Genomic DNA, 25,475 nt, shown 5'->3' on the forward strand with positions numbered 1-25,475 from the left:
TCGATATGTTGGCCGTACCAACATTGATGTCCAACGAGGAGTTGACATGAACGATCCACGACCGGAGCGTGTGCTCGTCGTCGGCCGCAGCCCGAAGGTCCTGGTCGAGGTCGTCGAACGACTGCGGGACCGGGGGTACGCGGCCAACGCGACCAACCAGTTCGACCGAGTCCTCGCCGACTACGACGTCACCAGTCTCGATGTCCTGGTCTTCGGGGGGATGGTCCCAGCACCGACCAAGCAGCACCTGCGTGAGCAGGTCCGCAAGCTCAACCCCGAGGTGGTGTTCCTGCAGGGCCTGGCCGGTATCGCGGGCGTGATCGCTGCCCAGGTCCGGTCGGTCGCCTCGGGTGACCTGACCGCCGGGTTCGCGTACGACGATGTCGAACGCACGCTGCGGGTCACGCTCGAGGCGCCCGCCCACGTCACCGTCGAGGCATGGTGGGCGACCTCGTTCACGCCACCTGAGCCGACGAGCACATCGATAACGGTCTGTGACGACTCGTTTTCGGCCGGGCCTCATGTCATCGCGATACCTGATGAGGTGCCGGCGGTGGCGTCGTTCGCGGCGGTCACCGTCGATGAGCTCGTCCGGGTCTTCACCATCGGACCCATGCCCGAGAGCGTCCAGCGCCTGGTCCCGACGTCCTCGCACGACACGCGACTTCCCAGTGTCGCCGGCGTCACCACCCGGGCCGATGACTGACGCATCGCGGGCCCGGTCGCTGCCGGGACAACGATTCGCCAACGGGCTCGTTCGTGCCCTGCTGGCCACCCCGGGCATCGCGCGGCTCGTCGGCACCCGGCTCGTCACGCTGTACGTGATCGGCAGGAAGTCCAAGCGGCGCTACGCCATTCCGGTCGCCTACCTGCTCGACGGGGACGACCTGCTGATCGGCACCCCATTCGGTTGGGGGCGGAACCTACGCAGCGGTGAGCCAATCCAGCTCCGCCTCAAGGGCAGGCTGCGCTCGGCCGACGTCCAGGTCGACACGGCCGAGCCCGAGGTCGTCCAGGGCTACGCCCACATGGCACGAGCGAACCCCGCGTTCGCCAAGTTCAACCGCATCCGCCTCGGCAAAGACGGAGCACCGGACCATGACGATCTCCGACAGGCGTGGCTCGGCGGAGCCCGCGTGATCCGGCTCAGCCCGCGACGGTGACCGCCGTCCGCGACCAGCGCGACGCCTCAAGTGAATTCTGCTCCCGGCGGGGTGACCTGCCCAGTTCACCGGCGTGAGGTGGGCTGTCGCGGCGGAAGGACGCAGGGGTCGAGCGGACTACAGGAAGAGCCTCGGATCGGCCGTCGCGGCGTGTGGCGCCTCGGCGAGGTCACAGATTGGTAGTCACAGTGTCGTTACTGGCGGCGGCTCGCCACTAGCCTGGCGGTGTGCCGCAGTTCAGCTGGCGACCGGCCAACGACGCGACGAGCGAGGACCTCGATGCCGTGTTCGACGCCGGCGGCGCCCGCAAGTGCCGCTGCCAAGCGCTCAAGGTCCCGGGCTGGATCTGGCGCGACACCACCCAGCAGGAGCGCGACGCCGCGCTCCTGGAGCAGGCCGGCTGCGGCACAAGCGGCCCAACGTCCGGCCTCCTGGGCTACGTCGACGGCGAGCCGGCCGGCTGGGTCGCGGTCGAGCCCCGGGAGAACTACCCGAGGATCTGGGTCCGGCAGAAGTCGTGGATGCGGATGGACCCCGACCTCGAGGGCGTCTGGTCGGTCACCTGCTTCGTCGTGCGCAAGGGCTTCCGCCGACAGGGGCTGATGTACGAGCTCGCCGCCGCCACCGTCGAGTACGGCAGACAGGTCGGCGCTCGCGTCCTCGAGGGATACCCCACCGAGCCGCCGCCGGGCAAGACCGTGATCTGGGACGAGGCGTCGGTCGGGCTGCTCCAGGTCTTCCTCGACGCCGGCTACGAGGTCGAGGCATCGCCCACCCTGCGCCGGAGAGTGGTGCGACACCGACTCCGCGAATCGTCCTGACTGTCGGTTGCGCTCACCTCGGGCGGCTCGCGAGCCGAGCACGCGCCACCACGTAGACGGGTCCAAGCGGCATACCGCTCGACGCGGCGGTGTGACGCACCTCCGGAGTGCCAAGACCTCGGTGTGGGAGTCCTCGCGACCCATCCGGCGTCGCGATCGACACCTCGGTCAGCGACAAGCTCGTGACGTGGCAAGCCCGATGGTTGGCTGAGACGTACGCTCTGAGCGCCACTAGACTCTAGAGCGTGGTCGCGGCTCCCGCCGGGGTCCGGCTCGCCGAACTCGTGGCAACCATCTCGCTGGGCACGGATCTCGGCCTCGGGCAGCCGATGGAGCATGTCATCCGGCAGACCATCATCGCGCTGCGGCTGGCCGACCTGCTCGACTTGTCCGCCGCCGACCGCGAAGTCGTGTACTACTCCGGCCTACTGGCCTGGGTGGGCTGCCACACCGACGCCTACGAGCAGTCGAAGTGGTTCGGCGACGACCTAGCGTTGAAGCGAGATGCGATGTTCGCCGACTGGTCGCCGGTCGGTGCCGCGCGGTTCCTGGCCGGGCACGTCGGCGCCGGTGCACCGCCGATGAAGCGGGTGCGCGCCGGACTGGCGTTCCCGGGCGATGGGCGTCGCTGGTTCTCCTCGATGCTCGAGAACCATTGGAAGACGGCCGACCTGTTCGCGGACCGGCTCGGGCTCGGCGAGGACGTCCGTCGGAGCCTGGCCGAGTCCTACGAGTGGTGGGACGGACGCGGCCTGGCCGGCCTCGCGGGCGAGGAGATCCGGCTAACCTCGCGCGTCGTCTACCTCGCCGATGTGGTGGCCGCGTTCGAGCGGTTCGGAGGGCGTGGCGCTGCGCTAGCCTGCGCGCAGCAACGGAGCGGGTCGCAGTTCGATCCGGCGCTCGTCGAGTTGTTCTGCGCGCACGCGCACGAGCTGCTCACCGGCATTGACGCGGAGTCCCACTGGTCGGAGATCATCGCCGCCGAGCCTGGCCTCGAGCGGATCGTCGACGAGGACGGGCTCGACCGAGTGCTCGCCGCGATGGGCGACTTCGCGGACCTGAAGTCGCCCTACTTCATCGGGCACGCGGCCGAGGTTGCCGACCTGGCCGGCCGCGCCGCCGCCGCGATGGGGCTCGCCGCTGAGAACGTTCGTACGATCCGGTGGGCCGGCCTGGTCCACGACATCGGCCGGCTCGGCGTCTCGAACGCGATCTGGGACAAGCCCGGACCGTTGTCGCTGACCGAGATGGAGCGGGTGCGGATGCACCCCTACCTCACAGAGCGGATGCTCTCGTCCAGCCCCCCACTGTCCGAGATCGCCGCGATCGCCGGACTCCACCACGAACGGCTGGACGGATCGGGCTATCCCCGCGGGCTCTCCGGGTCATCGATCCCGACCTCGGGTCGAGTGCTGGCGGTCGCCGACCGCTACGCGACCTTGACCGCGGGGCGTCCGCACCGGTCGCCGTACGCTCCCGAGGCTGCGGCCGGGCTGCTGCGCGACGACGTGCGGGCCGGTCGGCTCGATGGCCCCGCCGTGGAGGCGGTGCTGACCAGCGCGGGGCACCGGGTGCGACGACGCGCTGCCTGGCCCTCGGGACTCACCAACCGAGAGGTCGAGCTGCTGCGGCTGCTGACGCTCGGCTTGACCAACCGAGCGATCGCCGAACGGCTGCATCTCGCGCCGAAGACCGTCGGCGCGCACATCGAGCACATCTACACCAAGACCGGTGCCACAAACCGCGCCACCGCGGGACTGTTCGCGATGCAGCACGGGCTCATGTCCGACTTCGAAAGATAGGGCGTTCACCCGATTCGGTTCCGGTGTCGGCTTCCTAGCCTCCAGGCATGAGTACTTCCACTGTTGAACGCGCCACCGCGAGCATCCCCGCGAACGGGATCGAGATCCACTACGTCGAAGTCGGGTCGACCGACCTCCCCGACCTGGTCCTCCTGCACGGAGGGCTAGTCACCACCAGCCCGATCTGGGAGCAGGCGCCGGTGGCGTACAACGCTCACCTCGATCTGCTGGCCCAGCAATTCCACGTGATCGCGCCGGACGCCCGGGCCTCCGGCCGCACCCGTCATTTCGGCGGGAAGGTGTCGGTGAGCCTGCTCGCCGATGACGTTGCCGCGCTGATCGCTGCGCTCTGGCTCGAGCGACCCGCGGTCGCGGGCTTCAGCCTGGGCGGCATGGTCGCCACGATCCTGGCGATTCGGCACCCTGGGGCCATCGGCGCGCTCGTCAACGACGCCGGCTGCGACTGCTTCGACCCCGACTCGCCGAGTTTCCCGATGGGGCGCAAGATCTTCGGCGGGTCCGAGGACGCCACGTCCGGCTCGCCGGAGGCGATGGAGGCCCTCTTCGGCGCCGACCCGCACATGAGCGTCGTGTTCGAGCTGATGAAGGCCGACCAGGACGCGGCCGGTGGCCCCGGCGCGTGGCGGACCTACGTCCAGCACTTCTTCGAGACGGCATCGCGGTGGCCCGGCTACGGGTTCGCCGACCTCGAGCGGATCGACGTGCCGGCACTGGTGCTCGGCGGCGACCAGGACTACCTGTCGCGGCCCGAGGACGCCGTACGGACGTACCGCGCGCTGCCGCACGGGGAACTGGCGATCGTGCCGGGGACCGGGCATGAGATCAACGCGGAGAAGGTCGCGATCATGGCCGACTTCCTCGGACGTCAAGAGGCAGGCGGCGCGCGCACTGCTGCCGACGGTCACTGACCCGTCGGGTACAGCGGCGCAGCCGGCCCTCTTGAGTCCGGAGACCGTCCAGCCTCAGGTCGCAAGACCCTTCAGTGGGCACGTGAGCTTGCGTGACTCGGTCTGCAGCACGAGCGTCGTCGTCGGCGAGGTGAGGTCGTCGCCGGTGCTTGCTGGGGTCCAGGTGACCGTGATCGGCGCGCTGGCCCCGGGCGCGAGGTTGGTCTCCGCGTTCGTGGCGACCACCGGGACCGTCATCGGGTCAGGTTTCGCCGCGTCCGCCGGAATGTGGACGGTGTCCTTGCCTGCGTTGACGACCGACACCGTCAGGACCTTGGCCTGGCCGTGCGGAGCGGTCTCGAAGTCCAGAACGGACGGGACGATCGCCATGGGCGAAGTCGGGTTCGTGTCGGAAGCGAGGATGACATCGACGACGCGAGCGACGAGCGTGCGGAACGTCTCCTCGCGGTACCCGATGACGAACGCGATGACGGACAGGATGGCGATGCTCGCGGGTGTGCCGGCCTTACCGTTGGCGTTCGGGTCGACGCTGCGCAGCACCAGTACGACGATAAGGACGGCGACGGAGCCGCATACCGCGCCGAGGAACGGCCGCGCGAGATGCCAGTACCCGTACTCAAGCGCATTCCAGTCGTGCGTGTGGGTCGCGACCCCCACGAGGCTGATCGTGACCCCGCCGAGCGCGCCGGCCCATGGGATCCACAGCGGCATGACGTCCTGAAACGCGAAGGTCCAGTGGGGGAGCCAGCTCCAGGGCGGCTGGACCGAGTACCCGATCGCGATCGCGATCAGGATCACGATCCATACGACGTCATAGATGCAGACCGCGCCAGGCTGCCACTGTGACGGCTTTCGAAGATTCGCCATGAACCCACCCCTGCCCGAGCGTCCTTCCACCAGACTGCACCCGACGCCGCGTGCAGATATGTCGTTTCGTCGGATTCGCCACCGCGGTGGTGACCCTCGGGCTACGCATGTGGCGACCTGGCCGTCCGAGCCGGGCACCCTTGCCGAGGGGCGGTGCGGTGACCGGGGCAGCGCCGGTCAGCGCTGGGTGCGGGCCGTCGCAATGACGCTGACCGTGTCGCGGCGGGATGACGCGCTTTTACGGACGTGCGGATGTTGCTTGGGTGGCGCGGCCGTGGGTCATTTCGAATCTCAGTGGCGCGCCGGAATGCCGTCCTCGACGCCCCACGCCGATGCCGGGTAGCGAAGTCTGCTCAGCCGGAGTCCGTCAGAAGATGGGGCAAGGCTTGTGCGAGCCCGTGCCGCCACGCGGAGAGCTCATGGCCGCCGGGGTGCTCCACATGGACGAGGTCAAGGCCAGCTTGGTCGGCGCTCTCCCAGAGCTCCCGGTTGCAGCGCAGTAGGTCGGGATCCTCGGCGATGCCAGCCTGCATCCACAGGCGAGGGCCTGTGACCCTCTGGACCGCCGCCACGATCTGGCTGCCGGAAAGGTGCGCGTCGTCGCCCGGCCACCAGAGCGCCGCGGAAGCGGTGGCGGCGCCGTCAAAGAGGGCTGGCCAATGCGTGGCGAGGTACAACGCCGCATTCCCGCCCAGGCTGTGCCCCAGCACGACTCGTCGGCCCGGGTCAGCGGTGACTGCCCCGGATTGCTCGAGGAAGCCCTCAAGTGTGGCGACCAGCCTGCCCAGCAGCACGGGATCCGTCAGTGACGCCACCCGCGTCGGACCGCGCGTCGTCGAGCCCTCGATCGACTCAACGTAGAGCGTGGTGAGCGGGCCGATGATCCCCTCGCCCTGCAGCGAATTCATCGTCTCAGAGATGCCTGCGTCGATCATGGGCCGGCCGTCGAAGACAACCGCCAGCGATGTGCCAGTGGAGAGCGGGTCGCTGGCCTGCTGTACCGAGAGCACAGTCCCGTCCTTGAATCCGCGGCGTTGCATCCCGTGCTCCTCCCTTAGAGGGAGTCCCTCGTGGCTGCGGCGGCCCGTCATACGTTCCACAGCACCAGAACACAGCACTCGTAAGCAAGGGCCGTCGCCCTGACGGGCCGACGCAAGCGCCTAAGTGGGCGCGATCGACGCGGGTCGGGGTGTGCTCCTCCTCAGACACCCGCGACGTAAGCGGTGAGGAAGTGGACGCCGTGACGGTCTAGGTTGCCCCGGGCGCGGTCGTCGTGCTCGGTGGTTCGTGGGTCGGCGTGCCGGGCCAGGATCTGCGCGTCTCGGAGCGGGAAGCCGGCATCGAGGGCGTTGGTGATCGCGGCGTGCCGCAGTGAGTGCGGGCCGATGTGCCGGGGTATGCCGGCGGCTTTCGCTATGCGGGCGACCATCCGGTAGGCGTCGCGTCGGTCGATCGGCTTGCCGGAGACGGGTCGCAGCACGAGCGGGCCGCTGGTGCGCTGGCCGCGGCAGGCCTCCAGGACGCGAAGGACCGGCACGGTCACCGGCATCGTGGCGGGCTTGTTGCCCCCTGCCGACCACGCGCATCACGCGGTGGCCGCGCAACGTGTCGGCGTGGTCCTCGATCCGAACGGCGGTCGCTTCGGATGCGCGTAGGGCGTCGATGCCCAGCAGGTACGCGAGGGCGCCGTGGTGGACGGTGATGGTCGGGGCGACCTGGAGGAAGCGGATCAGCTCGAGCCGGTCCAGAACCTGGATGCGGGAACGTCGCGGTGGACCTTCGGGAGCCATCGCTGTCGTGAGGGCGGCGGCGTCGGCCTATCGCACCATGCGTATCTCGACCAGCCCGTCGAGATCTGGATCGACCTGTTCGGTCCCGTCGGCTGTGAATCCGTTCTTCTCGTAGAACCGCCGAGCCCGCGCGTTGTCCTTGGCCACCCACAGCTGTGCAGGCCGCCCGCTCAGAGCCTGGTCAAGGAGAGCTTGACCGACACCGTGGCCGTAGCAGCGGGACAGCACGTAGAGCGCGTACAGCTGCTCATCGCGCTCCGGCAGGTGCCCTTGGTGGTCGGTGGCCGGACCGTGCGCGACAAACCCCACGATTCGGCCTTCGCGCCGGGCGACACGGACCCGCTCCCCGGCATCCTCCTCTGAGAGCAGACCCGACCACATCACCCGCCGACGCTCGCGCGCGGCGTCATCGTAGAAATGCTCCGGCATTAGCGCTCCGTAGGCTTCCCGCCACGCCTGAACGTGGACCGAGGCCAGTTCCGCAGCGTCAGCGAGGTGCGGCACCACCACCTCAAAGTCTGTCCACACGGGCACTCACATCCTCACCAGAGACTCACCAGAGGCGTCGCTCCGACAGCGAAAACGCTATCCCCGGCTCCGCACCGCATCGATGCCGACGAGACCGCTAGCATCGTGGCCGATGGACATCCCCGAGCGGGTCGAGGCTTACCTCGCCAGTCAACCGGAGCCCAAGCAGGCCGATCTCCGGCTCCTGCACGCGCAGATGCTCACGGAATTCCCAGGGTGCAGGCTGTGGTTCAACGACGGCACCAACGAGGACGGCAAGGTCCTGGCCAACCCCAACATTGGCTACGGCGTCTACACCATCGCCTACGCGGATGGGTCGTCGCGCGAGTTCTATCGCATCGGCCTGAGCGCCAACACGACAGGCATTTCGGTCTATGTGCTGGGACTTGAGGACAAAACGTTCCTGGCACGCACCTACGGGGCCTCGATCGGTCGGGCCAGCGTCACGGGCTACTGCATCAAGTTCAAACGCCTCTCAGTCATCAACGCCGACGCCCTTCTGGCGGCCATCCGTCACGGCATGACCCTCGATCAGACGGGGAGAGCGCCGGCGAGCTCCAGCTGACCGGATCCCGAAGCGCATCAGCATGACTGCGGCATCCGCACTCCTTGTGCGGCGTCGGGCATTCGCGGTCAGGGCCACCAGTAATGCTTAGCGGCCGGTCTTGCCATCGATCTGTTCGCGGATGATGTCGGCGTGCCCGGCGTGCTGCGCAGTCTCGCCGATAACCGAAAGGATCGCCCAGCGTAGGTCCCGCACCTTGCCGTCGTGGCTCACCGGTGCCGCGGGGTCTCCCAGGCGTCGCATGATCTCATCGCTGAGGCCACAGGCTGCGCGATAGTCGCTGCGCAACGTCGAGAGGGACACTGAAGGGCTTACCTGCATCGACCGTGCACCGCGACTCGGTTTGCCGCCAGCGACAATCTGCTCGAAGAACTTCGCCTCCACGAATGTGAGGTGCTGGATCAATCCCGCCAGGTTGGTCCCCGAGGGGACGGTGCTCCGACGCGCATCCTCGGCGCTGAGCCCGCTGAGCTTGTCCAGCACACCCGTGCGGAAACAACGCAGCGTCGCCATCAGAGCCTCGAGCTCGGCAGTCGACGACGCTCCCGTCGACTCGTTCACGGCCTCATTCTGGCATCGACGGACTCGTCAGCTCGCACTCTCATCATCGCGCCAAGGACGATTCGTGGCCGCTGTCGGTCTTCGCTGAGCACCAATCCTGCCGTGGGGCGCGCCTGGTCGAGGTTGGCGCCGCAGCGTTCTTCAGCGCAGTTTGCTGAAGAATTCCCGGACGTCGCCGATGAGCAGGTCGGGGGCCTCCATGGCGGCGAAGTGGCCGCCGCGGTCGAATTCGGACCAGTGCACGACAGTGTGTTCGAGCTCGATGGTGCGCCGGATCGACACATCCATGGGGAAGACCGCGACCCCGGTCGGTACCGTTGAGCGCGCACTCGCGCCCCAGGCTCCGGCATGCGCGGTCTCGTAGTAGCTGTTGGCCGAGGACCCTGCGGTGCCGGTCAGCCAGTACAGCATGACGTTGGTGAGCAACAGATCCCGGTCCACCGCATCCTCGGGCAGATCGGCGGCCGGATCGGTCCACTCCTTGAACTTCTCCACGATCCACGCCAGCTGTCCGACGGGGGAGTCGTGCAGCCCGTGCGCCAGGGTCTGCGGCCGGGTGATCTGGATCATCGCGTAGCCCGACTGCTCCGTCTTCATGTACTGCAGGTTCGCCAGCCGCGCCCGCTCCGCCTCGGTCAGCTCTCCCACCTCGTCCGGGTTGACCTCGGTGAACGCGGAGAGCCCGTTCGCGTGCACGCCGACGACCTTGTCGGGGTTAAGCCTGCCGAGCCCCGGGGAGATGACCGCGCCCGTGTCGCCGCCCTGCGCGCCGTAACGGTCGTAGCCGAGCCGGTCCATCAGCTCAGCGAACGCCCTGGTCACTCGGTTGGTGTCCCACCCGGCCTCGCCGGTCGGCCCGGAGAACCCGCTGCCGGGGATCGATGGGATCACCAGGTGGAACGCGTCCGCCGCGTCGCCGCCATGGGCCCTGGGGTCGGTCAGCGGGCCGATGATGTTCAGGAACTCCACGATCGAGCCGGGCCAGCCGTGGATCAGGATCAGCGGCAGCGCGTCCGGCTCTGGCGAGCGCACGTGCAGGAAATGGATGTTCTGCCCGTCGATCCTGGTGGTGAACTGCGGGTACTTGTTCAGCTCCCGCTCGTAGCCGCGCCAGTCGTAGCCATCGCGCCAGTACTCGGCCAGCCCCTTGAGGTAGCTCACCGGCACCCCGCGGCTCCAGCCGACATCGGGTAGGTCCGCGGCCCACCGGGTCCTGGCCAGCCGGTCCCGCAGGTCGTCCAGGTCGGCCTGGGGAATGTCGATGGTGAAGGGCCGGATCTCGCTGTTGGTCTCCATGACGATCACCGTAGAAGCCAGTTAGGTCAGTTCTAGGCCTAGGCTGATGGCAGACTTCAGACCATGCGGGAAACCTCGGCACGGCTGCTGCGACTGCTCTCGCTCCTGCAGACCCGACGCGACTGGTCCGGCGCCGAACTGGCCGAGCGACTGGAGATCAGTCCGCGCACCGTGCGCCGCGACATCGACCGGCTGCGCGGCCTCGGCTACCCCGTTCTGGCCACGGCCGGCGCCGCTGGCTACCGGCTGGGTGCCGGCGCGGAGCTGCCGCCGCTGCTGCTCGACGACGACGAAGCGGTCGCGGTCGCGATGGGCCTGCGCACGGCCGCCGGCGGGTCGATCACCGGCATCGAGGAGACCTCGGTGCGGGCTCTGGCCAAGCTCGAACAGGTACTGCCGTCCCGGCTGCGCCACCGGATCAACGCCCTGCAGTCAATGACGGTGCCGATGGCCAACACCGGCCCCACCGTCGAGCCGAGCACCCTCACCGCCATCGCCGCCGCCTGCCGCGACTCGCTGGGTCTGCGCTTCGACTACCGCACCCACGACGGAACCAGCAGCATCCGCACGACCGAACCCCACCGGCTGGTGCACACGGGCCGACGCTGGTACCTCATCGGCTGGGACGTCGACCGCCAGGACTGGCGCACCTACCGCGTGGACCGCCTCGACCCGCGCACACCCACCGGCCCCCGGTTCACCCCGCGCACCCCGCCAGACCCCGACATCAGCGGCTACACCTCGCGGGCGATCTCCACATCGGCCTACCGCTACCAGGCCCGGTTCACCCTGCACGTCAGCGCCGAGACCGCGGCGGAGCGGATCGCCCCCACCACAGGAGCACTCGAGCCGATCGACGAACACAGCTGCACCCTGCTGGCCGGGTCCAACTCGCTGGACGAGTTGGCCATCTATGTGACAACCAAAGGATTCCACTTCACGGTGCACGAGCCCCCCGAGCTTGTCGAGCACATCAGGACCCTGGCAGCGCGGCTCGCCGGCGCGACAAGATAGTGCCGCGACCGGGTCGGCGCAGCCGGGGTGGCTAAGAAACCGGAACGGGCCCAGTAGTTCCGACCCTTCGGGCCCGACCGGACTGGTGGCCGGCCGCCGGCCACCTAGGCACGGCTTGTAGCCGGGGACTGGCGGACTCAGCCCTGTCTGAGGCCGAGGGTGTTGCCGTCGGGGTCGGTGAACCAAGCGCCGCGGGCTGGACCGAGCTGGGCGATGTGGCCGGTGGTGACGAGCGGTCCTTCGGTGTAGTCCAGGAAGCGAACGCCTTTGGCTTCCAGATCACTGACGGCCTTCTCGATGTCATCGACCTCGAAGTGGGCAAGGGTGTGCTGTGTGTCGAGCCCGGGCCGCTTGAAGAGCGAGAGCTCGCTGTGCTCGCCGACCCGATACCTGACCGAGGCGGGGTTCTCCCAGAGCGAGGCCAGGCCCAGGGTCTCCCCGTAGAAGTCCTTGGCCTGCTCCAGGTCGGTCACCGGGATCGTGGCGACAACCATCGTTGCGGTGAGCATCATCGTCCTCCTCGGGCGTTGTCATAGAGGTGTCACGTTTTACTTGGCATGCCAAGTAAAACGTGACATGCTTGGCATGTCAAGTAACTTGGCTACACTGCTCGCATGGCAGCAGGCGACGTCGAGCGGTGGATGCCCGCCTGGCTGACCCTGACTCGCACGCATGCCCGCTTGTGGGACCAGGTCGAGGCACAGATGCGCCAGCACACCGGCCTGACGATGCCGCGTTACGACGTGCTGATGCAGCTCGAGAACGCTGGCGGCCGACTGCGACTGACCGACCTGGCGGAGGCCGTCGTCCTGTCCCCGTCCGGGCTTTCCAAGCTCCTTGACCGCATGTCCGAGTCCGGACTCGTCAATCGCGAGCAAGACCCCGACGACGCACGATCAACATTCGCGACCATCACACCCAGCGGGCGTGCCATCGTCAGGCAGGCGCGTGAGGGTCACCACGTCTTCCTGCAGCACGCCTTCGGCGACGCGCTCGACACACGAGACCTGCTCAACCTCATGAGGATCATGACCAGGATCGACAAACGGTCCCGACCCTTGTGAACCCGCCCCTGGGTGCTTCTCATCGGCGGACGGCGGCCCGGGACGCTCGCCGCCGAGGGCTCAGCCGATGGCGTGGGTCCGGATCCGGCCCAGCGCACGGGCGATGATGCGCAGCTCTTCGTCGGTCAGGCCGGTGGCGAACTGCTTCTCGATCTGTTCCAGGTAGTCCGGCGCCGCTTTCTCGAAGCGGCGGCGCCCTTGGGTCGTGATCGTCGCGAACGAGGAGCGGGCGTCATCGGGGTTGCGTATGCGGCTGACCAGTCCAGCCCCGACGAGCTCGTCGACGATACGGCTGATCCGGGTGCGGCTGAGGACCGCCCGGTCGGCTAGCTCCGACATCCGCAGTCGGCCGTCGTCGGCCGCGGCGAGCTCGAGCAGCACGTCGTACCACGCGAGGGGCAGGCCGGTGTTGGCGCGGAGGGTGCGGTCGAGGGAGGGCACGAGGTCCGCGTGCGTGCGCAGCAGGGCTCCCCACGCGTTCGCGGCGAGGTGCCGGCGCGACGGTCTGGACATGCCTCGAGCATAGCGGTTGATTACGTGCGTGCGCACGTATATAGTTACGTGCGCACGCACATAAACACCATTGAAAGGCTGTGTCATGACCCGACTGCTGCACATCTCCGCGTCACCACGTGGGGAGGGGTCTGAGTCACTCGCTCTCGCGGCGGCATACCTCGCCGAGCTCAGCGAGCGCCCGGACGTCGAGGTCGAGCACTGGGACCTCTGGGACGGAACCCTGCCCGACTTCGGGCCCGACTCGACCGACGCCAAGATGGCGGTGTTCGCCGGCGAGGAGCCGACCGGCGCGCAGGGCCAGGCCTGGGACCGCGCGCGCCGCGCGTTCGAGCGGTTCGACGCCGGCGACGCCTACCTGTTCTCCGTCCCGATGTGGAACGGGTCCGTGCCGTACATCGTCAAACAGCTCATCGACGTCGTGAGCCAGCCCGGGATGGTCTTCGGGTTCGACCCGGTGGACGGTTACTCGGGTCTCCTCACCGGCAAGAAGGCGGTTCTCCTGCTCACCAGTGCGGTCTACGGCCCGGAGCGGTCGAGTGCGTTCGGCCTCGACTTCCAGCGCCCCTACCTCGAGTGGTGGCTCGACTGGGCCGGCGTCGAGGACATCACCACGATCGAGTTCCGCCCCAACCTCGCGACCGACCGCGCTGACGAGCTCCGGGCCGCAGCCCTCGAGCAGGCCCGCCTGGCAGCCGGCAAGCTCTGAGCCGGCGGTTCCGGGCCGTGACACCCGATGGAGGTATGCCGCTGGGCGAGCGTTGGCCCGGACGCTCGCCCAGCGGCATACCTGGGCTTGCTCACCCGGCAGGTGGTGACGCGATAGCGCCGGCGCGACGAGGGGCTGCGACGCCGAACGGCGGACCGAGGCCCGCCGCGCGGATGTCGAGGCATGGCTATCCAGGTGCGGCGCTGGGCCTCATCGCCGGAAGTGGCTACGGCTGGCGGGCAGGGCGAGCAGCCCGGCGCAGGCGGCCGTCATAGCGAGGAAAACGAGCGCAGGAGACTCGCCGTACACGACGAGCTTGACGAGGCTGAATGCTGTCTGCGCGGCCAGCAGCCCGAGCGCAACGGCCAGGACCCGCGGGGTGCCCCGGCCGAAGCGCAACGCGACGACGATGCACATGCTGGCCATGATCGGTGCCCAGACCGCGACGACGTAGTCCTTGCCCGACATCGGAATCGTGAGCGAGAAGGCGATCGTTGCGACGAGCTGGAACGCCCCGAGCGGGACGAGCAGCAGGAGCTGGGCGGCGCGGACGGAACGCGGCATACGGGATCGGATGGTGGTGGTCGGCTCGGCACTCGCGGTGGTGGTCATGGTGTCGCTCCTTGGTGCATGGGATGTGGATGCACCACATCGTGCGGGTCCCAGGGGGCCGACTCATCGATCCACAGGCCGAACTTCCACGGCGGCCTGGGCTGAGTGCCGGTCAGCCCACGGGTTGATGACACCGCCGAGCCGCGTCGCCTAGCGTGTTCGGCGTGTCACCTGGACGCAGCGTCGTGCGGCTCCTGACGACCGACGAAGTCGTCGCCGCGCTGCTGTGCGTCATCGCCCTGGCACAGGTACTCGTGCTGCTTCCCATTGCGCCGTGGCCCATCGGGGTGCTCGTCGCGGTCGGCTCCACTGCACCTATCGCGTGGCGGCGCAGTCATCCCGCGGCTGCTGCGTTGGTCGGCTCGGCCGTGTGGCTGATCCCGACCGACGGCTTCCTCCTGGTCGGGTACCTCGCTGCCGTGCTGCTGTTCTACTCGGTGACCGCCTATGTTGCGGACCTGTTCCTTTCCGCCGCAACCGTCCTCATCGGGTGCATCTTCGCCATCGTGGCGTCCGCTGAGCAGGGTGTCGGCGTCGGTGAGTATGCCGGCGCCCTCCTCGCCGTCCTCGCCCCCGCCGGGGTGGGGCTGGTGATGCGTCGCCAACGCCAGCAGACGCGGAGACTGGAGGAGCTGACCGAGTATCTGGAGCAGGAGCGCGAACGGCGTGAGCGGGCGGCGGTGGCCGACGAGCGTGCTCGCATAGCGCGCGAACTGCACGACCTGGTGGCCCACGCAGTCAGCGTCATTGCGCTGCAAGCCGATGCGGCGGAGGCCGCTCTGGATCGTGACACGGAGTTCGCGTCACGAGCCATCGCCGTGATCCGAAGCACTGCGACCGAGGCGCTGGCGGAGATGCGCCGTCTGGTCGGGGTCCTGCGGGCCGAGAACGATGATGCGGACTACGGACCACTGCCGAGACTGGCAGAGCTGCCCGCCCTCGTGGACCGCGCCCGCGGCAACGGCCAGGACGTCCAGCTGTCCGTCGATGGCACCCCGGTCGTGCTGCCGTCCAGCCTCGACCTGTCCGCCTTCCGCATCGTCCAGGAGGCCCTGACCAACGCCACCAAGTACGCCCCCGGCGCGCCAGTGTCGATCACCCTCTCCTGGCAGCCCAACACCCTGCGCATCGAGGTGCATGACCTTGGCCCCGGAGCTCGTGGCACACCATCTCCCGACGCGCACGGCCTCGTCGGGATGCGCGAGCGCGTGCGTATCCACGGCGGCGACTTGCACGCCGGCAACGGCACGGATGGTGGGTTCACGATCCGGGCGCTGCTGCCGATCGAGGCGGCATGACCACCGTCCTCATCGCCGACGACCAGGACCTCGTGCGGTCCGGCCTTCGCTTCGTTCTCGAGGCCGCCGGCGTCGAGGTCGTGGGTGAGGCCGCGGACGGGGCCGAGGCGGTCACGCTCGCAGAACGCCTGCGCCCCGAGGTGGTCCTCATGGACATCCGCATGCCCGGCACCGACGGCATCGCCGCGACCCGCAGCATCGTCGACGCCGGACTCGACAGCCGCGTCCTCATCCTGACCACCTTCGACCTGGACGAGCACGTCTTCGCCGCGCTCCAGGCGGGCGCCAGCGGCTTCCTCCTCAAGGACGTCGGACGTCAGCAGCTGGTCGAAGCAGTCCGCGTGATTGCCGCGGGCGATGCGCTGTACGCGCCGACCGTGCTGCGACGCCTCGTCACGCACTACGTCAGCAGCCCGCCCGCGCGGCCACCGTCGCCTGCGCTCGACGAGCTGACCCCACGCGAACGAGAGATCTTGCAGATGATCGGTCGCGGACTGTCCAACGCCGACATCGCTGCCGAGCTGGTCATCTCCATGGCCACGGTCAAGACGCACGTGCGGCACCTGCTTCAGAAGCTCGCGGTCCGCGACCGGGCCCAGGCGGTCGTCCTCGCCTACGAGACGGGCCTGGTGGCACCCGGGGCACCCTCGAGCCTGGGCTAGATCGGCGGGTCCAAATTGAGCGGATCGTGTTCGCGCGTCCGCGATTCCGACTGGGGCAGCTGGATCCCGACGAGCGACTCCTTGGCCAGACGCGCTCGCCGCCCTCGTGGCCGGGCACCGGGATCCATTGACGCTGCCACGGCCGTCGTCTGGTCAGGCAGCAGGCCGTGGTAAGACGCATTCGTTCGCCCTGAGCGGCGTCGCGTCCCTCATCTGTTCGTCCTGGGTCAGCCGGATTGGCTATCCAGCGGACGTGAGGAGCTGAGTCAGGGCGTTGGACATCCGGTCCCGGGCGGTGCCATTGCGACTCCGCACGGTCACGCCGAACTGCGGGTTCGAGGACAGCGTCACCTGCACGGTCCCGGGCGCGACCTCGCGGATGCGAGCGGTGACCTTCTCGCCGAACGCCAGCACCATCCTCCCGGCGGTGAAGACTTGGATGCCGTTCGCCGGGTCTGCGGACAGGTGCTGCATCCCGGTGCGCCGCGCTGCCTCCTGAAGCGCGTTGGCCGCCTCCCCGGTGCTGGCCCCGAAGGACATCGACCATTCGCCAGTTGCGCTCATCTCCACACTTTCTCACGCAGACGCGAGTCCCGTCGCGGCCCGACTTGAACGTCGATTTTCCGCGCGCGACGAGTGTCGTGAGCCCACGCCGGATCGCGACAGCGCGCCCCATGGGCCAACGACGGAAGCTCGGTGGTCGCGCCCCGAGCCACTGGCACCATGCCACCTGCCTCGCTGATCGAAGCTGATCGATCGCGGGCGTGAGCCAGCACGCCTCCGACGTCGAGGGCTACTTCCGCTTCACGTCCTCATCGATCGCCGGTTCCGCGGCAAGAACAAACCCACGGGAGTTGTGACAACAGCTCACACGTCCAGCTATCGGCGTTGCTGCTAGTGGCATCGACTTCCTCAGCAGCACGTCCCGCCACATGGAACCCCGTTCGTGGCGCGACGCAAGTCCGCTGCTGCATGTCTCCAGCTGTCTCGCTCGAAGGTCACCTCGAGAACGTGGCCCCGCAGCCGAACACGATCAGCTTCCGTCCTGCCAACCGCGCCGCGGTACTCGACGACGCGGGACCAAACAGCACCGCAACGTCCGCTGACGTTGTGCCACAGCCCTCACGCCTCGTTCTGCATGCGCAGCAGCTGCCCCAGTCATCAAGCTGCTCTCGACCCAGCCGCATGCCCGACCGACGAGGCAACACTCCAGCTGAGGTCACATGCGTCCGCAGGCGACGGTAAGACGCTCATCGCCACGGCTCCGCAGGAGTACATTTCATGGCAAGTGCCGCGAAATGGGCCCGCCGATTGCGGCAGTCGTCAGGCGGTTGGTTGCAGCCAGTCCAACAAGCGATTGGTGTCGACGAACATTGTTCGTTGTCGCGCGCACGGTGTGTGATCCGTCGAGCTCGATCGTGAGACGGCCCTGCCCTTGTCGCGACAGAGAAAACCGCCCAGTACATCGGGGTCCGGACGCGCGCAAGCGTCTCTATTCATTGCCAACATACCCCCAACTTTGCTCGTGTGTATCGAGAATTCAGTTGCCCCGATTTGAGCAATACCAGCAACCTTGAGCAAAAGTGCTCACCGCGCGGGCGCAGGCGCAAACTGGTAGCCTTCGCCCACGCACGCTAGGGGAGGAATCGTGGCCAGGAGAGTTGCGGGGAGGCGAGGTCGACCCCGGCTGACGCACCCCAACGACCAGACAAGGCATCAATACACGATCGCGCTCATCGCTGCCTTGTCGGCCTTGCTTGGCGCCGGAGTGGGCGGCCTGACGTCATATGCCGTCGCCACACGTCAGATCGAAGCGCAGCACGAGGCAGCAACGGCTCAGTTTCTGCGTGAGAGACGACAAGAGGCGTACACCCAGTTCGTGGAGGCCGGCAACGATGGCCAGCTCAGGATAGTGGTGGAAGGCGACACGTACGACTCGCTTACGAGCAAGAGCAACGCCTACATAGCCCTTGTAGATCGCATAAGGGCTGCTCAGGTTGCCGTCGTTCTCTACGGTTCAGACGAAGCCGTAAGCAGGAGTTTCGCCTTCATCCATGCCTACCAGAACCGCATCACCGCGCTTCTGGACGTCCAGCAGGCGATGCTAGACGAAAGGCGCGAGCGAGCGACGGCGTCCGACACCCGGGACCTTGACAAGTCCATCGCAGCGATGAATGAGGCGGCGACCAGGTTTGAATCTATTGCGCGAGTGGATTTCGGCATCTATCGATAGTGTGAGGAGGGGCAATGCACCAGTTCCTGGGACGCCGGAGCCCGTGGTGATGAACGCCTCGGCCGCCAGTTGACCAGTTCGCCTCCGAGAGGCTTTGGTTCGTCCCAGTGGTTAGGCGCCTTGGAGCGGTATACTCCCGTTCCCCTCAACTCTTGTGCCCTGTCCCGTTTCGCGGCGGAAAGACGCGCTTCGGGCCAGTTCCCGATGCGGCGTGATGGTCAAGTCGGCAGGGCTGGTCGTAGCATCCAACCTCGCCCATGCCTTGTGTATCGTGTCGAGCACCGGGATCTCGCAGTGCAGTCCCGCACGAACTTCGGCCAACCCTTGAGGGCACACCTCCAGGAAAGGTTCGAACTCGGGTCACTAAATCCGGACGCCTACGGCGGTGGCAAATGCGCGCTGACCGGCCACATTCGGGTGAAAGCTGAACGGCGAAACCGAAACTGCGAGGAATCCGTCGTTGAAGACCAGGCCTCGGATCCATGGTGACGTGGTGGCATTTGGATCGTCAATACATTCCACCGAGTGGCCGCGGAACGCATCTCTGGTCTCGACAAAGTCAACGTTAATCCCACGCGCCTTGGCGTCGCGCACTTCAGCCATCAAGGCTGCATCTAGATCATCGCTGATTTGGTTCATGCGATCAGCGGCCGCCTTGCTGATCGTGTAGCTGAACGTCGTTCCAATCCGATTCTGCGCCTGTCCCACGATGCACTTAGCCGGAGGGTCTTCCGGGAAGAGGTGGGGGTACAGCGGGATGACGATGTGCGCGTTCGGTGCTCGATCTCGGATCTTACCGAGGATGCCGTTTAGGTCCGCGACGTTGACCGATTTCCAAGAATTGTTGTTCGCGCAGGTCGGCTGCTTGGCTGCGCCGCAGAAGGTCCAGTCGGATGGCTCATTGACCCGGTAGTTTATCCTTCCGCCCTGCTTGATGAGGAGCAGTCCCTTAGCCGATAGACGGTTTAGTGCCGTAAGGCATTCGACCGCAGCGTGAGGCAGTTGGAATCCGCCGACGCAGGAGCCGAGACCAGTAGCAAAGCCGATGTCGTTGCCTCCGATGGTAAGCGTTACGAGGTCGACGCTCCGGTCAGGCACTCCGAAGGCGGAAATGGCGTCCAACTGGGGGCCTTCGTTCCACTGCCCGCTATTCCCGATCCTATCGGCGATGTCGGCTAGAAGAGCACCGCTGCACGCCTTGAACGTGAACCTAGAGGTTGGAATATTGAGCGAGGAAGCAATGCGTGGGCCGTAAGCATCGCTCGACCGGTGGCACTCGTTCTTGCCGGGGTTGTCAGTCCCGGACATGAAGGAAGGGTTGCCTTCGCCCGAGGAGTAGGAGTCACCGAGGGCGACGTACCTGTCTATGCCGCTTGACGTTCCCGCCTTGACGCAGCTCGCGTCGTCGCTGCCTTGCCAGGTGAGTTCGACGACTACCTCAGAGGGATTGCCCCCGGCTCTGTCCAGAGTGATCAAGAATTGAGGCAACCCCGCCGCGGTGGTCAGGCCCAGTCCCTCGAGTGAAACGGCGCCTGAATCGTCGAGCGGCATTGGGTCTAGCCCAGCGATGGGATTGGCGTTGCCGTCCTGGAACTCGACAGAGCCGTCTGCGTATGTCTGGCGTGCGGGCGCCACCACCCTAAGCCTCGTGTAGGCGGTAGGCCGGCACTCGGCGGACGCAACGATGGAAGTTGAGGCGAGCACGCGGATTGGGCCGTCGCCGCACGTGCTGCCTGTGTACGCGTCAAAGTTCTGGATCTGCAGTCCAGTATCGGCATTGACCCAGAGGCATGTCGGCCGTTGCGGATCCGCATTCACGGTGTAGAGGTAGCTCAGCGAGGGAAACGATTTCGGAAAGTTTGTGCAACTAGCGAGGGCGCTAAAGTCGTAGCAGTGCACCTGCGAGCGCGGGGCATCAGGCACGTACACCCGGGCGCCGATCTGAACCGAGGAGCCGTTCCAGCCAACGGTGACGGGCATGGTGTCGGCCAGGCCGGCTGGAGACGGAATCGGTTCGCCCAGGAGGGACCAACAGGGTGCGCCGGTCCACGGCAGGCACACCCCACCGGCAATCCCGTCGGCGTTGAGGAGCGGGAAGGGGCCACCGGAGGCCGTAAAGAATGGGATGTCGAGTGCCACGGGCCATGAGCCGGCGCAAGCTCCGTGCGAGTCGGTGCTGAAGCACGTCAAGTAGTCAGTCCCCGAGCGCATCGGTACGATGATGCGGTCTCCGATTGCACTGATCGTTGGGGACGGCGGCCAACTGCCGTTGGCGAGGACCCCGGCTGGTGCATCGATCGTGAAGGGCTGGTCGACGCAGGGGCCGGTCTGGTCGAGATCGAAGCAGAGCATGGCGGTTCCCACGGGACCGGCAACCACCCCGGAGACCATGTTGACGGCATACCAGCGACTACCGACGGTGACCGGGTTGGTCAGCCCAGAGATCCCGCCCACCAGCGGCGCCGCTCCCTGCGCGGTCAATGCGGTGAATCCGCAGAATGGGTTTGCTGACGTGTAGGCGCCAACAGTGTCGACGCAGACGACGCCGGCGGTTTGGTCGGAGCGCGTCGCGTACACGAAAAGCCGCTTGCTCTGCTGATTGAAGGTCAGGCCAGGTTGCCCTGAGGTTGCAAAGCTCGATCCGGTCGACGTGTCGGTGATGGTCTTCGGAGCCCAACACTCGCTTGCGTCGGACTGCTTGTGGCACGCCACTTGCAGACTGCCGCTATGATGGAAGACGTTGAAGACTTCGGAGGTCGACATCGCGACTGCCCACCCGTCGCCGCCGCCGCTTCCGGCGTAGTTAGATGCTGGCGGCACTGGGATTGTCTGGGTTGCTGTATACGTCTTGGTAGCCGCTTGGGCCGGTTGAGGCATCGTCAGCGCAGTCGCCACGAGAAGGACCGCAATGGCCATTCGCACGTGGACTCGATGGGTGCGTGCCTTCACAATGCCTCCACAGCGACTCGTGATTTCGGGGCGGCCAGTTGAGCCACGACTCGGTGGCTCCCTGCGTTTCCCCAGTTGCCCACTCCTAAGGGGTCAAGCCGAAGTTACGAGTCGGCTAGGAGCGGGGTCAACCGCCCAACGTGGTGCAGGCTACTTGATGCGACAAACCTTCGAGGGAAGATCTGTTGAGGTCGCGGCATTCGTCCGTCTAACACCCCATATGGCATCTGCTTCATTCTCAAGTTCGGGACAAGCGTGACACGGTGTGGTAGGTAGGGTCACACGCTGGAGGTCAACACCATCCTGGCCCGCCGCTGGCAGGCACTCGGTTGGGCGCCGGACATTCGGATTGGCTCTCGGGCGAGCTTCTGGCCGCCCCCACCTCGCAAGTCCGTATAGGCCCTCGGCGCGCATCGTCAGCGCTGGGCCACGGAGACGAGGAGCGTCTCAGCCTGGGCGACCTTGTCGGGCTCGGCTTCCTGCCGGTCTTCATCGACTTGACGGACGTGCCTTGGCCGCCCGATCCAGCCCCCCCCGGTGGTCTTCGCATTGCGAAGGCTGCACGGAAATGCGCGCCCGATTCCTCGATGCGGCCAACGCTCTGGGCATGGTTCAGTTCGGTCGATTCTGGCTGCCGGACTGGTTGGCCGACTCGCGGCGGTAGGACGCAACGAAACAGCTGTGGGCGAGTGCTGGAACTGGGAGCGTCAGCCGTCTGTCATGAGCTTTCGAACGACCCACTGGTTGATGCTCAGGTTCTCCTCTGCCGCGCGCAAAGCCACCTCTCGGTGCAGCTTCTCGCCCAGTCGCAGGTTGAACTTGCCGGAGTAGCTGCGTTCAGAGATCGGTTCCGGCACGTCCTCGCCTTGTTCCTGCATATCGAGGACAACATCTGTCAGCACGGCTTCGAGCCCTTGCAGCGCCTCGATCTGAGACGGTGCCAACCAGGACAGGGACGGGAACTCTGCCACAGTGGCGACGAACTCATCATCCTGCACCGACCAGGCAACACGGTAGGTGTAGTGAGACACGTCGACCTGCGGCCGCTCTAGCGTGTTCATCACTCGGCCTCCTTCTTGTCGATTGCCTTGATCACTTGGCGAACTTGGTAGGCCTTCGCCTTGCCCTTGTCGTTCTGAATGTTGACGCGAGGGTCACCCGGCCATGGGGTCTTGAACACCGCATGTGATGACCCCGTTTGACGGGGCTTCCCGAAGTAGTGTTCGCAGACTTTGTGGAGGTCGTTGTAGGCGATGTTCTGTTGGTTGTTGCGCATCGATGCAACGATCGACTCCACCGAGGCCATCAACTAATGGTACTACCTGCAGTACCAATCACCAAGGCGGCATGCGCGGTCGTATGGGTGCGGGCCTCGCCCAGGGTGGGATGTGTCGCGCCGACGATGCAGTCCCGCGCCGTGTCGCGAGTCTGGGGAGGATCGTGCTAGACGCCCGCGACGTAGGCGGTCAGGAAATGAACGCCGTGTCGGTCGAGGTTGCCGCGGGCGCGGTCGTAGTGCTCGGTGGTTCGCGGGTCGGCGTGCCGGGCGAGGATCTGCGCGTCGCGCAGCGGGACGCCGGCGTCGAGGGCGTTGGTGATGGCGGCGTGCCGCAGCGAATGAGGGCTGATGTGCCGCGGGATCCCCGCGGTCTTCGCGATGCGCGCGACCATCCGGTACACGTCGCGGCGGTCGATCGGCTTCCCGGAGACCGGTCGCAGCACCAGCGGCCCCGTCATGCGCTGGCCGCGGCACGCCTCGAGTGCCCGTAGGACCGGGACGGTCACGGGCATGGTGGCGGGCTTGTTGCCCTTGCCGACTACATGCAGGACCCGGTGCCCGCGCAGGGTGTCGCCGTAGTCCTCGATCCGGACTGCGGCGGCTTCGGACGCGCGGAGGGCGTTGATGCCGAGTAGGTAGGCCAGGGCGCCGTGGTGCACGGTTATGGTCTGGGCGACCTGCAGGAACCGAATCAGCTCGAGCCGGTCCAGGCCCTGAGTTCGGGACTCGTCGCGGTGGATCTTCGGCAGCCGCGCGTAGATGGCCGGGTCGGTGGCGATGAGCCCGTCGATGTGGGCGAAGCGAAAGTAGCCCCGCACGGCGTGCATCATCGTGTTGACGGAGGAGTCCATCAACCCGCGTTCCCCGAGGTGCCGGATGTAGAGCTGGACGTGGGCTCGCTGAACCCCGGTCAGGGCGTCCAGCCCGTTACGTTCACACCACGCGAACCACCGCTGCAGCTGCAACGCGTAAAGGGTGTGGGTACGCCCGGAATACCGGGCCAGGTAGGACACCGCCGCGAGCTGGGCGGTCGACATCGTCGCCGGTTGGAACGGAAGAAGCGTCGACGGAACGGACATGACCTCACCTCACGCGGCGACTGGCTAACGGGCCAGACCTCGCTCGCCGCCGGCGCGGTCGGGCATCTGGGGTCCAGTGACGCTAGACCTGAATCGGCGCTCGCGTCGGCACGCGGCGGTATGACGCGGGCCCGACCGGGCGAAAACGACATGTGCATCGGCGGCGCGCTTGGTGCAGCTCGTTTCTCGAGAACCACGAGCGGAACTACGCCATCGACATCGTGAACACGCGCCAAGCGGCGTCAACCCAGGTCATGAGGTTATCCTTCAGGCGCGGCGCGATAGCGCAACCAGAGGCGCCGGACCCGTAGAGATGCTGCGGAAGCGACACGGGCGCCGGAGGCGTATGAACGCAACGGCGCGGCGAGCGGGTCGTCACGCGGCAACGGAATGACGCGCGAATTGCCACTCGCGGCGATGCACCGAACGCAATATCGCGCAACCTTCGGGCAGCAGTAGGTGAGGCCGTACGCTCTTGCTGAGACGGGGACGGATATCGGAGTCAGCCGTCATGCCGTTTCCAGTCGATAATTGCTCCGTGCGTTACCGCTCCCGATCCCGCCATTAGCGCTCGGCGCAGAGCTGAGTAATCCATGGCTCCGTCGACCAACAGCGCACCAAAAGCGCCGGTAGCTAGGCGCCCCGTCAGTTGCTCCGTCCACATCCACCATCCTTGGTCGGGGGCGAAAGCGAAGAGTGCGGCGGAAGCGGCGATTAGGGAGAGGCTCAACGCTCCAAGGACTTTAGCGGAGCGGTCAGCCAACGTTTGGCGAAGGAGTGACAGTCTCCCCCTGATAGGGACGACTCGCCCCGTGAACAGATGCTCGTTGGCAACCGAACGTATTTCGACCCTCGTAAATGTCGTGTCGAACGGCGTCGACCTCCCCTTGCGCCTTCCCACCGATGCTGCAGGCGACGTATGCCTTAATCCGCGGGTAGACGTCTTCGACGGGTTCATGGCGGAGACAAAGGAGACGGACGCCGATTGCAGGCGATTGAGATCGTTGCATCTCAATCGCGACTGGAATGCTGACTGCCCGACGGGGTCGGCCCCATACACGCCGAGAAACACGATTCCATACGTTTCAAACTCAGGCCCGACGAAAATCTTCATTTCGCGCTGGAAGGCCTCGCGCCGGTCATTCTCGTCCTTGATTTGAGTAAGGATCAAGATCGCTTGCTCCAGGCAGTTCCGCTCGAAAGTATTGGGAGCGAATCTATTGGTTCCTGGTTGCTGTCCAGTGGCTGGGGCGTTCTTTGACACGTTAAGGTTGAAGTGACGATCTATGGCTGCCTGGATGTACTGACTATCTGGGCTGACTGGCAGATCCCTGTTGGCCCTTGAGGCGGCGTCTATTACGTTCGTGGCGATGGTGACCAGATCGTTTCGTTCGACTGACAGACTGGGCGATACCCATCCATACTCAGCGAGCGACTGCGTAACCCTGTCGCTCACATCGACGCCATCATCGGCTGCCACGGTGAAGCGCATGATCGTTCTCATCTGACCTCCGGAGTGTGTGGTTCCCGCAGCGTAGCGGTAGAGGGAGATCAGGGGAGCGAGGTTGCGAATAACTGAGTGGGGTGCCCGGTGGGCGGGCTCTCCGTGGTGTCGCGTCGACCGCCGATGCTAAGGTCGCGCTCGAACCCTCAGCGGCCTGTAGACTGCTGGGAACCTGGATACACAAGGAAAGCTGATCCGCTCTCACGGATTCCGCTCGCGCCGCAACCGCACCTTCAT

At 66.6% G+C, this 25,475-nt stretch carries 26 protein-coding genes and 1 pseudogene; 12 read left to right on the forward strand and 15 right to left on the reverse strand.

What is annotated here, in order from left to right; translation table 11 throughout:
- The first annotated feature begins 46 nt into the window (after positions 1 to 46).
- The 5 genes from ACYVLP_RS15200 (at position 47) to ACYVLP_RS15220 (ending at position 4,715) form a co-directional block, all read left to right on the forward strand.
- Complete coding sequence (locus ACYVLP_RS15200; RefSeq protein WP_460628182.1) at positions 47 to 706, forward strand: hypothetical protein; 660 nt, start codon at positions 47 to 49, stop codon at positions 704 to 706.
- On the forward strand, positions 699 to 1,163 hold the full coding sequence (locus tag ACYVLP_RS15205) for a hypothetical protein (protein WP_460628183.1): 465 nt from the start codon (positions 699 to 701) through the stop codon (positions 1,161 to 1,163). Before ACYVLP_RS15200 ends, ACYVLP_RS15205 begins: the two co-directional genes overlap by 8 nt.
- Before the next feature lie 227 nt (positions 1,164 to 1,390).
- Complete coding sequence (locus ACYVLP_RS15210) at positions 1,391 to 1,984, forward strand: GNAT family N-acetyltransferase (protein WP_460628184.1); 594 nt, start codon at positions 1,391 to 1,393, stop codon at positions 1,982 to 1,984.
- 245 nt (positions 1,985 to 2,229) lie between these two features.
- Positions 2,230 to 3,786 carry an HD domain-containing phosphohydrolase gene (locus tag ACYVLP_RS15215; protein ID WP_460628185.1) on the forward strand — a complete coding sequence of 519 codons (1,557 nt, stop codon included), beginning with the start codon at positions 2,230 to 2,232 and terminating at the stop codon, positions 3,784 to 3,786.
- Positions 3,787 to 3,833: 47 nt separating this feature from the next.
- Positions 3,834 to 4,715 carry an alpha/beta fold hydrolase gene (locus tag ACYVLP_RS15220; RefSeq protein WP_460628186.1) on the forward strand — a complete coding sequence of 294 codons (882 nt, stop codon included), beginning with the start codon at positions 3,834 to 3,836 and terminating at the stop codon, positions 4,713 to 4,715.
- Positions 4,716 to 4,769: 54 nt separating this feature from the next.
- Here the strand turns inward: ACYVLP_RS15220 and ACYVLP_RS15225 are convergent, their stop codons facing one another.
- The 4 genes and pseudogenes from ACYVLP_RS15225 to ACYVLP_RS15240 all read right to left on the reverse strand — a co-directional run bounded on the left by ACYVLP_RS15225 (position 4,770) and on the right by ACYVLP_RS15240 (position 7,906).
- Positions 4,770 to 5,582, reverse strand: a complete 813-nt coding sequence (locus tag ACYVLP_RS15225) for a hypothetical protein (protein ID WP_460628187.1) — start codon at positions 5,580 to 5,582, stop codon at positions 4,770 to 4,772.
- A 353-nt stretch (positions 5,583 to 5,935) separates the two neighbouring features.
- Positions 5,936 to 6,592, reverse strand: coding sequence for an alpha/beta hydrolase (locus ACYVLP_RS15230; RefSeq protein WP_460628188.1), 657 nt, complete (start codon positions 6,590 to 6,592; stop codon positions 5,936 to 5,938).
- 191 nt (positions 6,593 to 6,783) lie between these two features.
- Positions 6,784 to 7,134 (reverse strand): annotated as a pseudogene (locus tag ACYVLP_RS15235) (tyrosine-type recombinase/integrase); the annotation flags it as partial.
- Positions 7,135 to 7,399: 265 nt separating this feature from the next.
- Positions 7,400 to 7,906 carry a GNAT family N-acetyltransferase gene (locus ACYVLP_RS15240; protein WP_460628189.1) on the reverse strand — a complete coding sequence of 169 codons (507 nt, stop codon included), beginning with the start codon at positions 7,904 to 7,906 and terminating at the stop codon, positions 7,400 to 7,402.
- A 106-nt stretch (positions 7,907 to 8,012) separates the two neighbouring features.
- Between ACYVLP_RS15240 and ACYVLP_RS15245 the strand changes: the two genes are divergently transcribed.
- Positions 8,013 to 8,465, forward strand: coding sequence for a DUF1801 domain-containing protein (locus ACYVLP_RS15245; RefSeq protein WP_460628190.1), 453 nt, complete (start codon positions 8,013 to 8,015; stop codon positions 8,463 to 8,465).
- A gap of 87 nt (positions 8,466 to 8,552) precedes the next feature.
- On the opposite strand, the gene ACYVLP_RS15250 is transcribed toward ACYVLP_RS15245, so the two are convergent.
- A complete protein-coding gene (locus ACYVLP_RS15250) occupies positions 8,553 to 9,026 on the reverse strand; it encodes a DinB family protein (protein WP_460628191.1) in 474 nt (157 codons plus the stop codon).
- Between the two features lie 141 nt (positions 9,027 to 9,167).
- Positions 9,168 to 10,322 (reverse strand): epoxide hydrolase family protein, encoded by a 1,155-nt coding sequence (locus ACYVLP_RS15255; protein ID WP_460628192.1) that lies wholly within the window; start codon positions 10,320 to 10,322, stop codon positions 9,168 to 9,170.
- A gap of 63 nt (positions 10,323 to 10,385) precedes the next feature.
- Between ACYVLP_RS15255 and ACYVLP_RS15260 the strand changes: the two genes are divergently transcribed.
- Positions 10,386 to 11,336, forward strand: coding sequence for a helix-turn-helix transcriptional regulator (locus ACYVLP_RS15260; protein ID WP_460628193.1), 951 nt, complete (start codon positions 10,386 to 10,388; stop codon positions 11,334 to 11,336).
- Positions 11,337 to 11,473: 137 nt separating this feature from the next.
- Here the strand turns inward: ACYVLP_RS15260 and ACYVLP_RS15265 are convergent, their stop codons facing one another.
- Positions 11,474 to 11,848, reverse strand: coding sequence for a VOC family protein (locus ACYVLP_RS15265; protein WP_460628194.1), 375 nt, complete (start codon positions 11,846 to 11,848; stop codon positions 11,474 to 11,476).
- A 102-nt stretch (positions 11,849 to 11,950) separates the two neighbouring features.
- Between ACYVLP_RS15265 and ACYVLP_RS15270 the strand changes: the two genes are divergently transcribed.
- Positions 11,951 to 12,400, forward strand: coding sequence for a MarR family winged helix-turn-helix transcriptional regulator (locus tag ACYVLP_RS15270; protein WP_460628195.1), 450 nt, complete (start codon positions 11,951 to 11,953; stop codon positions 12,398 to 12,400).
- 60 nt (positions 12,401 to 12,460) lie between these two features.
- Here ACYVLP_RS15270 and ACYVLP_RS15275 read toward each other — a convergent pair whose 3' ends face one another.
- Positions 12,461 to 12,913, reverse strand: a complete 453-nt coding sequence (locus ACYVLP_RS15275; RefSeq protein ID WP_460628196.1) for a MarR family winged helix-turn-helix transcriptional regulator — start codon at positions 12,911 to 12,913, stop codon at positions 12,461 to 12,463.
- Between the two features lie 85 nt (positions 12,914 to 12,998).
- Here ACYVLP_RS15275 and ACYVLP_RS15280 point away from each other — a divergent pair, with 85 nt between their 5' ends.
- Positions 12,999 to 13,622, forward strand: a complete 624-nt coding sequence (locus tag ACYVLP_RS15280; protein ID WP_460628197.1) for an FMN-dependent NADH-azoreductase — start codon at positions 12,999 to 13,001, stop codon at positions 13,620 to 13,622.
- Positions 13,623 to 13,832: 210 nt separating this feature from the next.
- Here ACYVLP_RS15280 and ACYVLP_RS15285 read toward each other — a convergent pair whose 3' ends face one another.
- A complete protein-coding gene (locus ACYVLP_RS15285) occupies positions 13,833 to 14,234 on the reverse strand; it encodes a hypothetical protein (RefSeq protein ID WP_460628198.1) in 402 nt (133 codons plus the stop codon).
- A 164-nt stretch (positions 14,235 to 14,398) separates the two neighbouring features.
- Here ACYVLP_RS15285 and ACYVLP_RS15290 point away from each other — a divergent pair, with 164 nt between their 5' ends.
- On the forward strand, positions 14,399 to 15,532 hold the full coding sequence (locus ACYVLP_RS15290) for a sensor histidine kinase (RefSeq protein ID WP_460628199.1): 1,134 nt from the start codon (positions 14,399 to 14,401) through the stop codon (positions 15,530 to 15,532).
- Complete coding sequence (locus ACYVLP_RS15295; RefSeq protein WP_460628200.1) at positions 15,529 to 16,194, forward strand: response regulator; 666 nt, start codon at positions 15,529 to 15,531, stop codon at positions 16,192 to 16,194. The genes ACYVLP_RS15290 and ACYVLP_RS15295 overlap by 4 nt, the downstream gene beginning before the upstream one ends.
- A gap of 240 nt (positions 16,195 to 16,434) precedes the next feature.
- On the opposite strand, the gene ACYVLP_RS15300 is transcribed toward ACYVLP_RS15295, so the two are convergent.
- The gene (locus ACYVLP_RS15300; RefSeq protein ID WP_460628201.1) at positions 16,435 to 16,758 is read right to left on the reverse strand and encodes a hypothetical protein; all 324 of its coding nucleotides are present in this window, start codon (positions 16,756 to 16,758) and stop codon (positions 16,435 to 16,437) included.
- A gap of 1,084 nt (positions 16,759 to 17,842) precedes the next feature.
- Here ACYVLP_RS15300 and ACYVLP_RS15305 point away from each other — a divergent pair.
- Entirely contained in the window at positions 17,843 to 18,427 is a 585-nt protein-coding gene (locus ACYVLP_RS15305; RefSeq protein ID WP_460628202.1) for a hypothetical protein, read from the forward strand.
- A 363-nt stretch (positions 18,428 to 18,790) separates the two neighbouring features.
- Here ACYVLP_RS15305 and ACYVLP_RS15310 read toward each other — a convergent pair whose 3' ends face one another.
- The 5 genes from ACYVLP_RS15310 to ACYVLP_RS15330 all read right to left on the reverse strand — a co-directional run bounded on the left by ACYVLP_RS15310 (position 18,791) and on the right by ACYVLP_RS15330 (position 25,238).
- Positions 18,791 to 21,190 (reverse strand): SGNH/GDSL hydrolase family protein, encoded by a 2,400-nt coding sequence (locus tag ACYVLP_RS15310; RefSeq protein WP_460628203.1) that lies wholly within the window; start codon positions 21,188 to 21,190, stop codon positions 18,791 to 18,793.
- An 893-nt stretch (positions 21,191 to 22,083) separates the two neighbouring features.
- Positions 22,084 to 22,437, reverse strand: a complete 354-nt coding sequence (locus tag ACYVLP_RS15315; RefSeq protein ID WP_460628204.1) for a type II toxin-antitoxin system HicB family antitoxin — start codon at positions 22,435 to 22,437, stop codon at positions 22,084 to 22,086.
- Complete coding sequence (locus ACYVLP_RS15320) at positions 22,437 to 22,682, reverse strand: toxin HicA (protein ID WP_460628205.1); 246 nt, start codon at positions 22,680 to 22,682, stop codon at positions 22,437 to 22,439. The genes ACYVLP_RS15315 and ACYVLP_RS15320 overlap by 1 nt, the downstream gene beginning before the upstream one ends.
- Before the next feature lie 137 nt (positions 22,683 to 22,819).
- Positions 22,820 to 23,734, reverse strand: coding sequence for a tyrosine-type recombinase/integrase (locus tag ACYVLP_RS15325; protein ID WP_460628206.1), 915 nt, complete (start codon positions 23,732 to 23,734; stop codon positions 22,820 to 22,822).
- 502 nt (positions 23,735 to 24,236) lie between these two features.
- Positions 24,237 to 25,238 (reverse strand): hypothetical protein, encoded by a 1,002-nt coding sequence (locus ACYVLP_RS15330; protein ID WP_460628207.1) that lies wholly within the window; start codon positions 25,236 to 25,238, stop codon positions 24,237 to 24,239.
- Positions 25,239 to 25,475: the final 237 nt, after the last annotated feature.

The organism is Intrasporangium mesophilum (assembly GCF_054783095.1).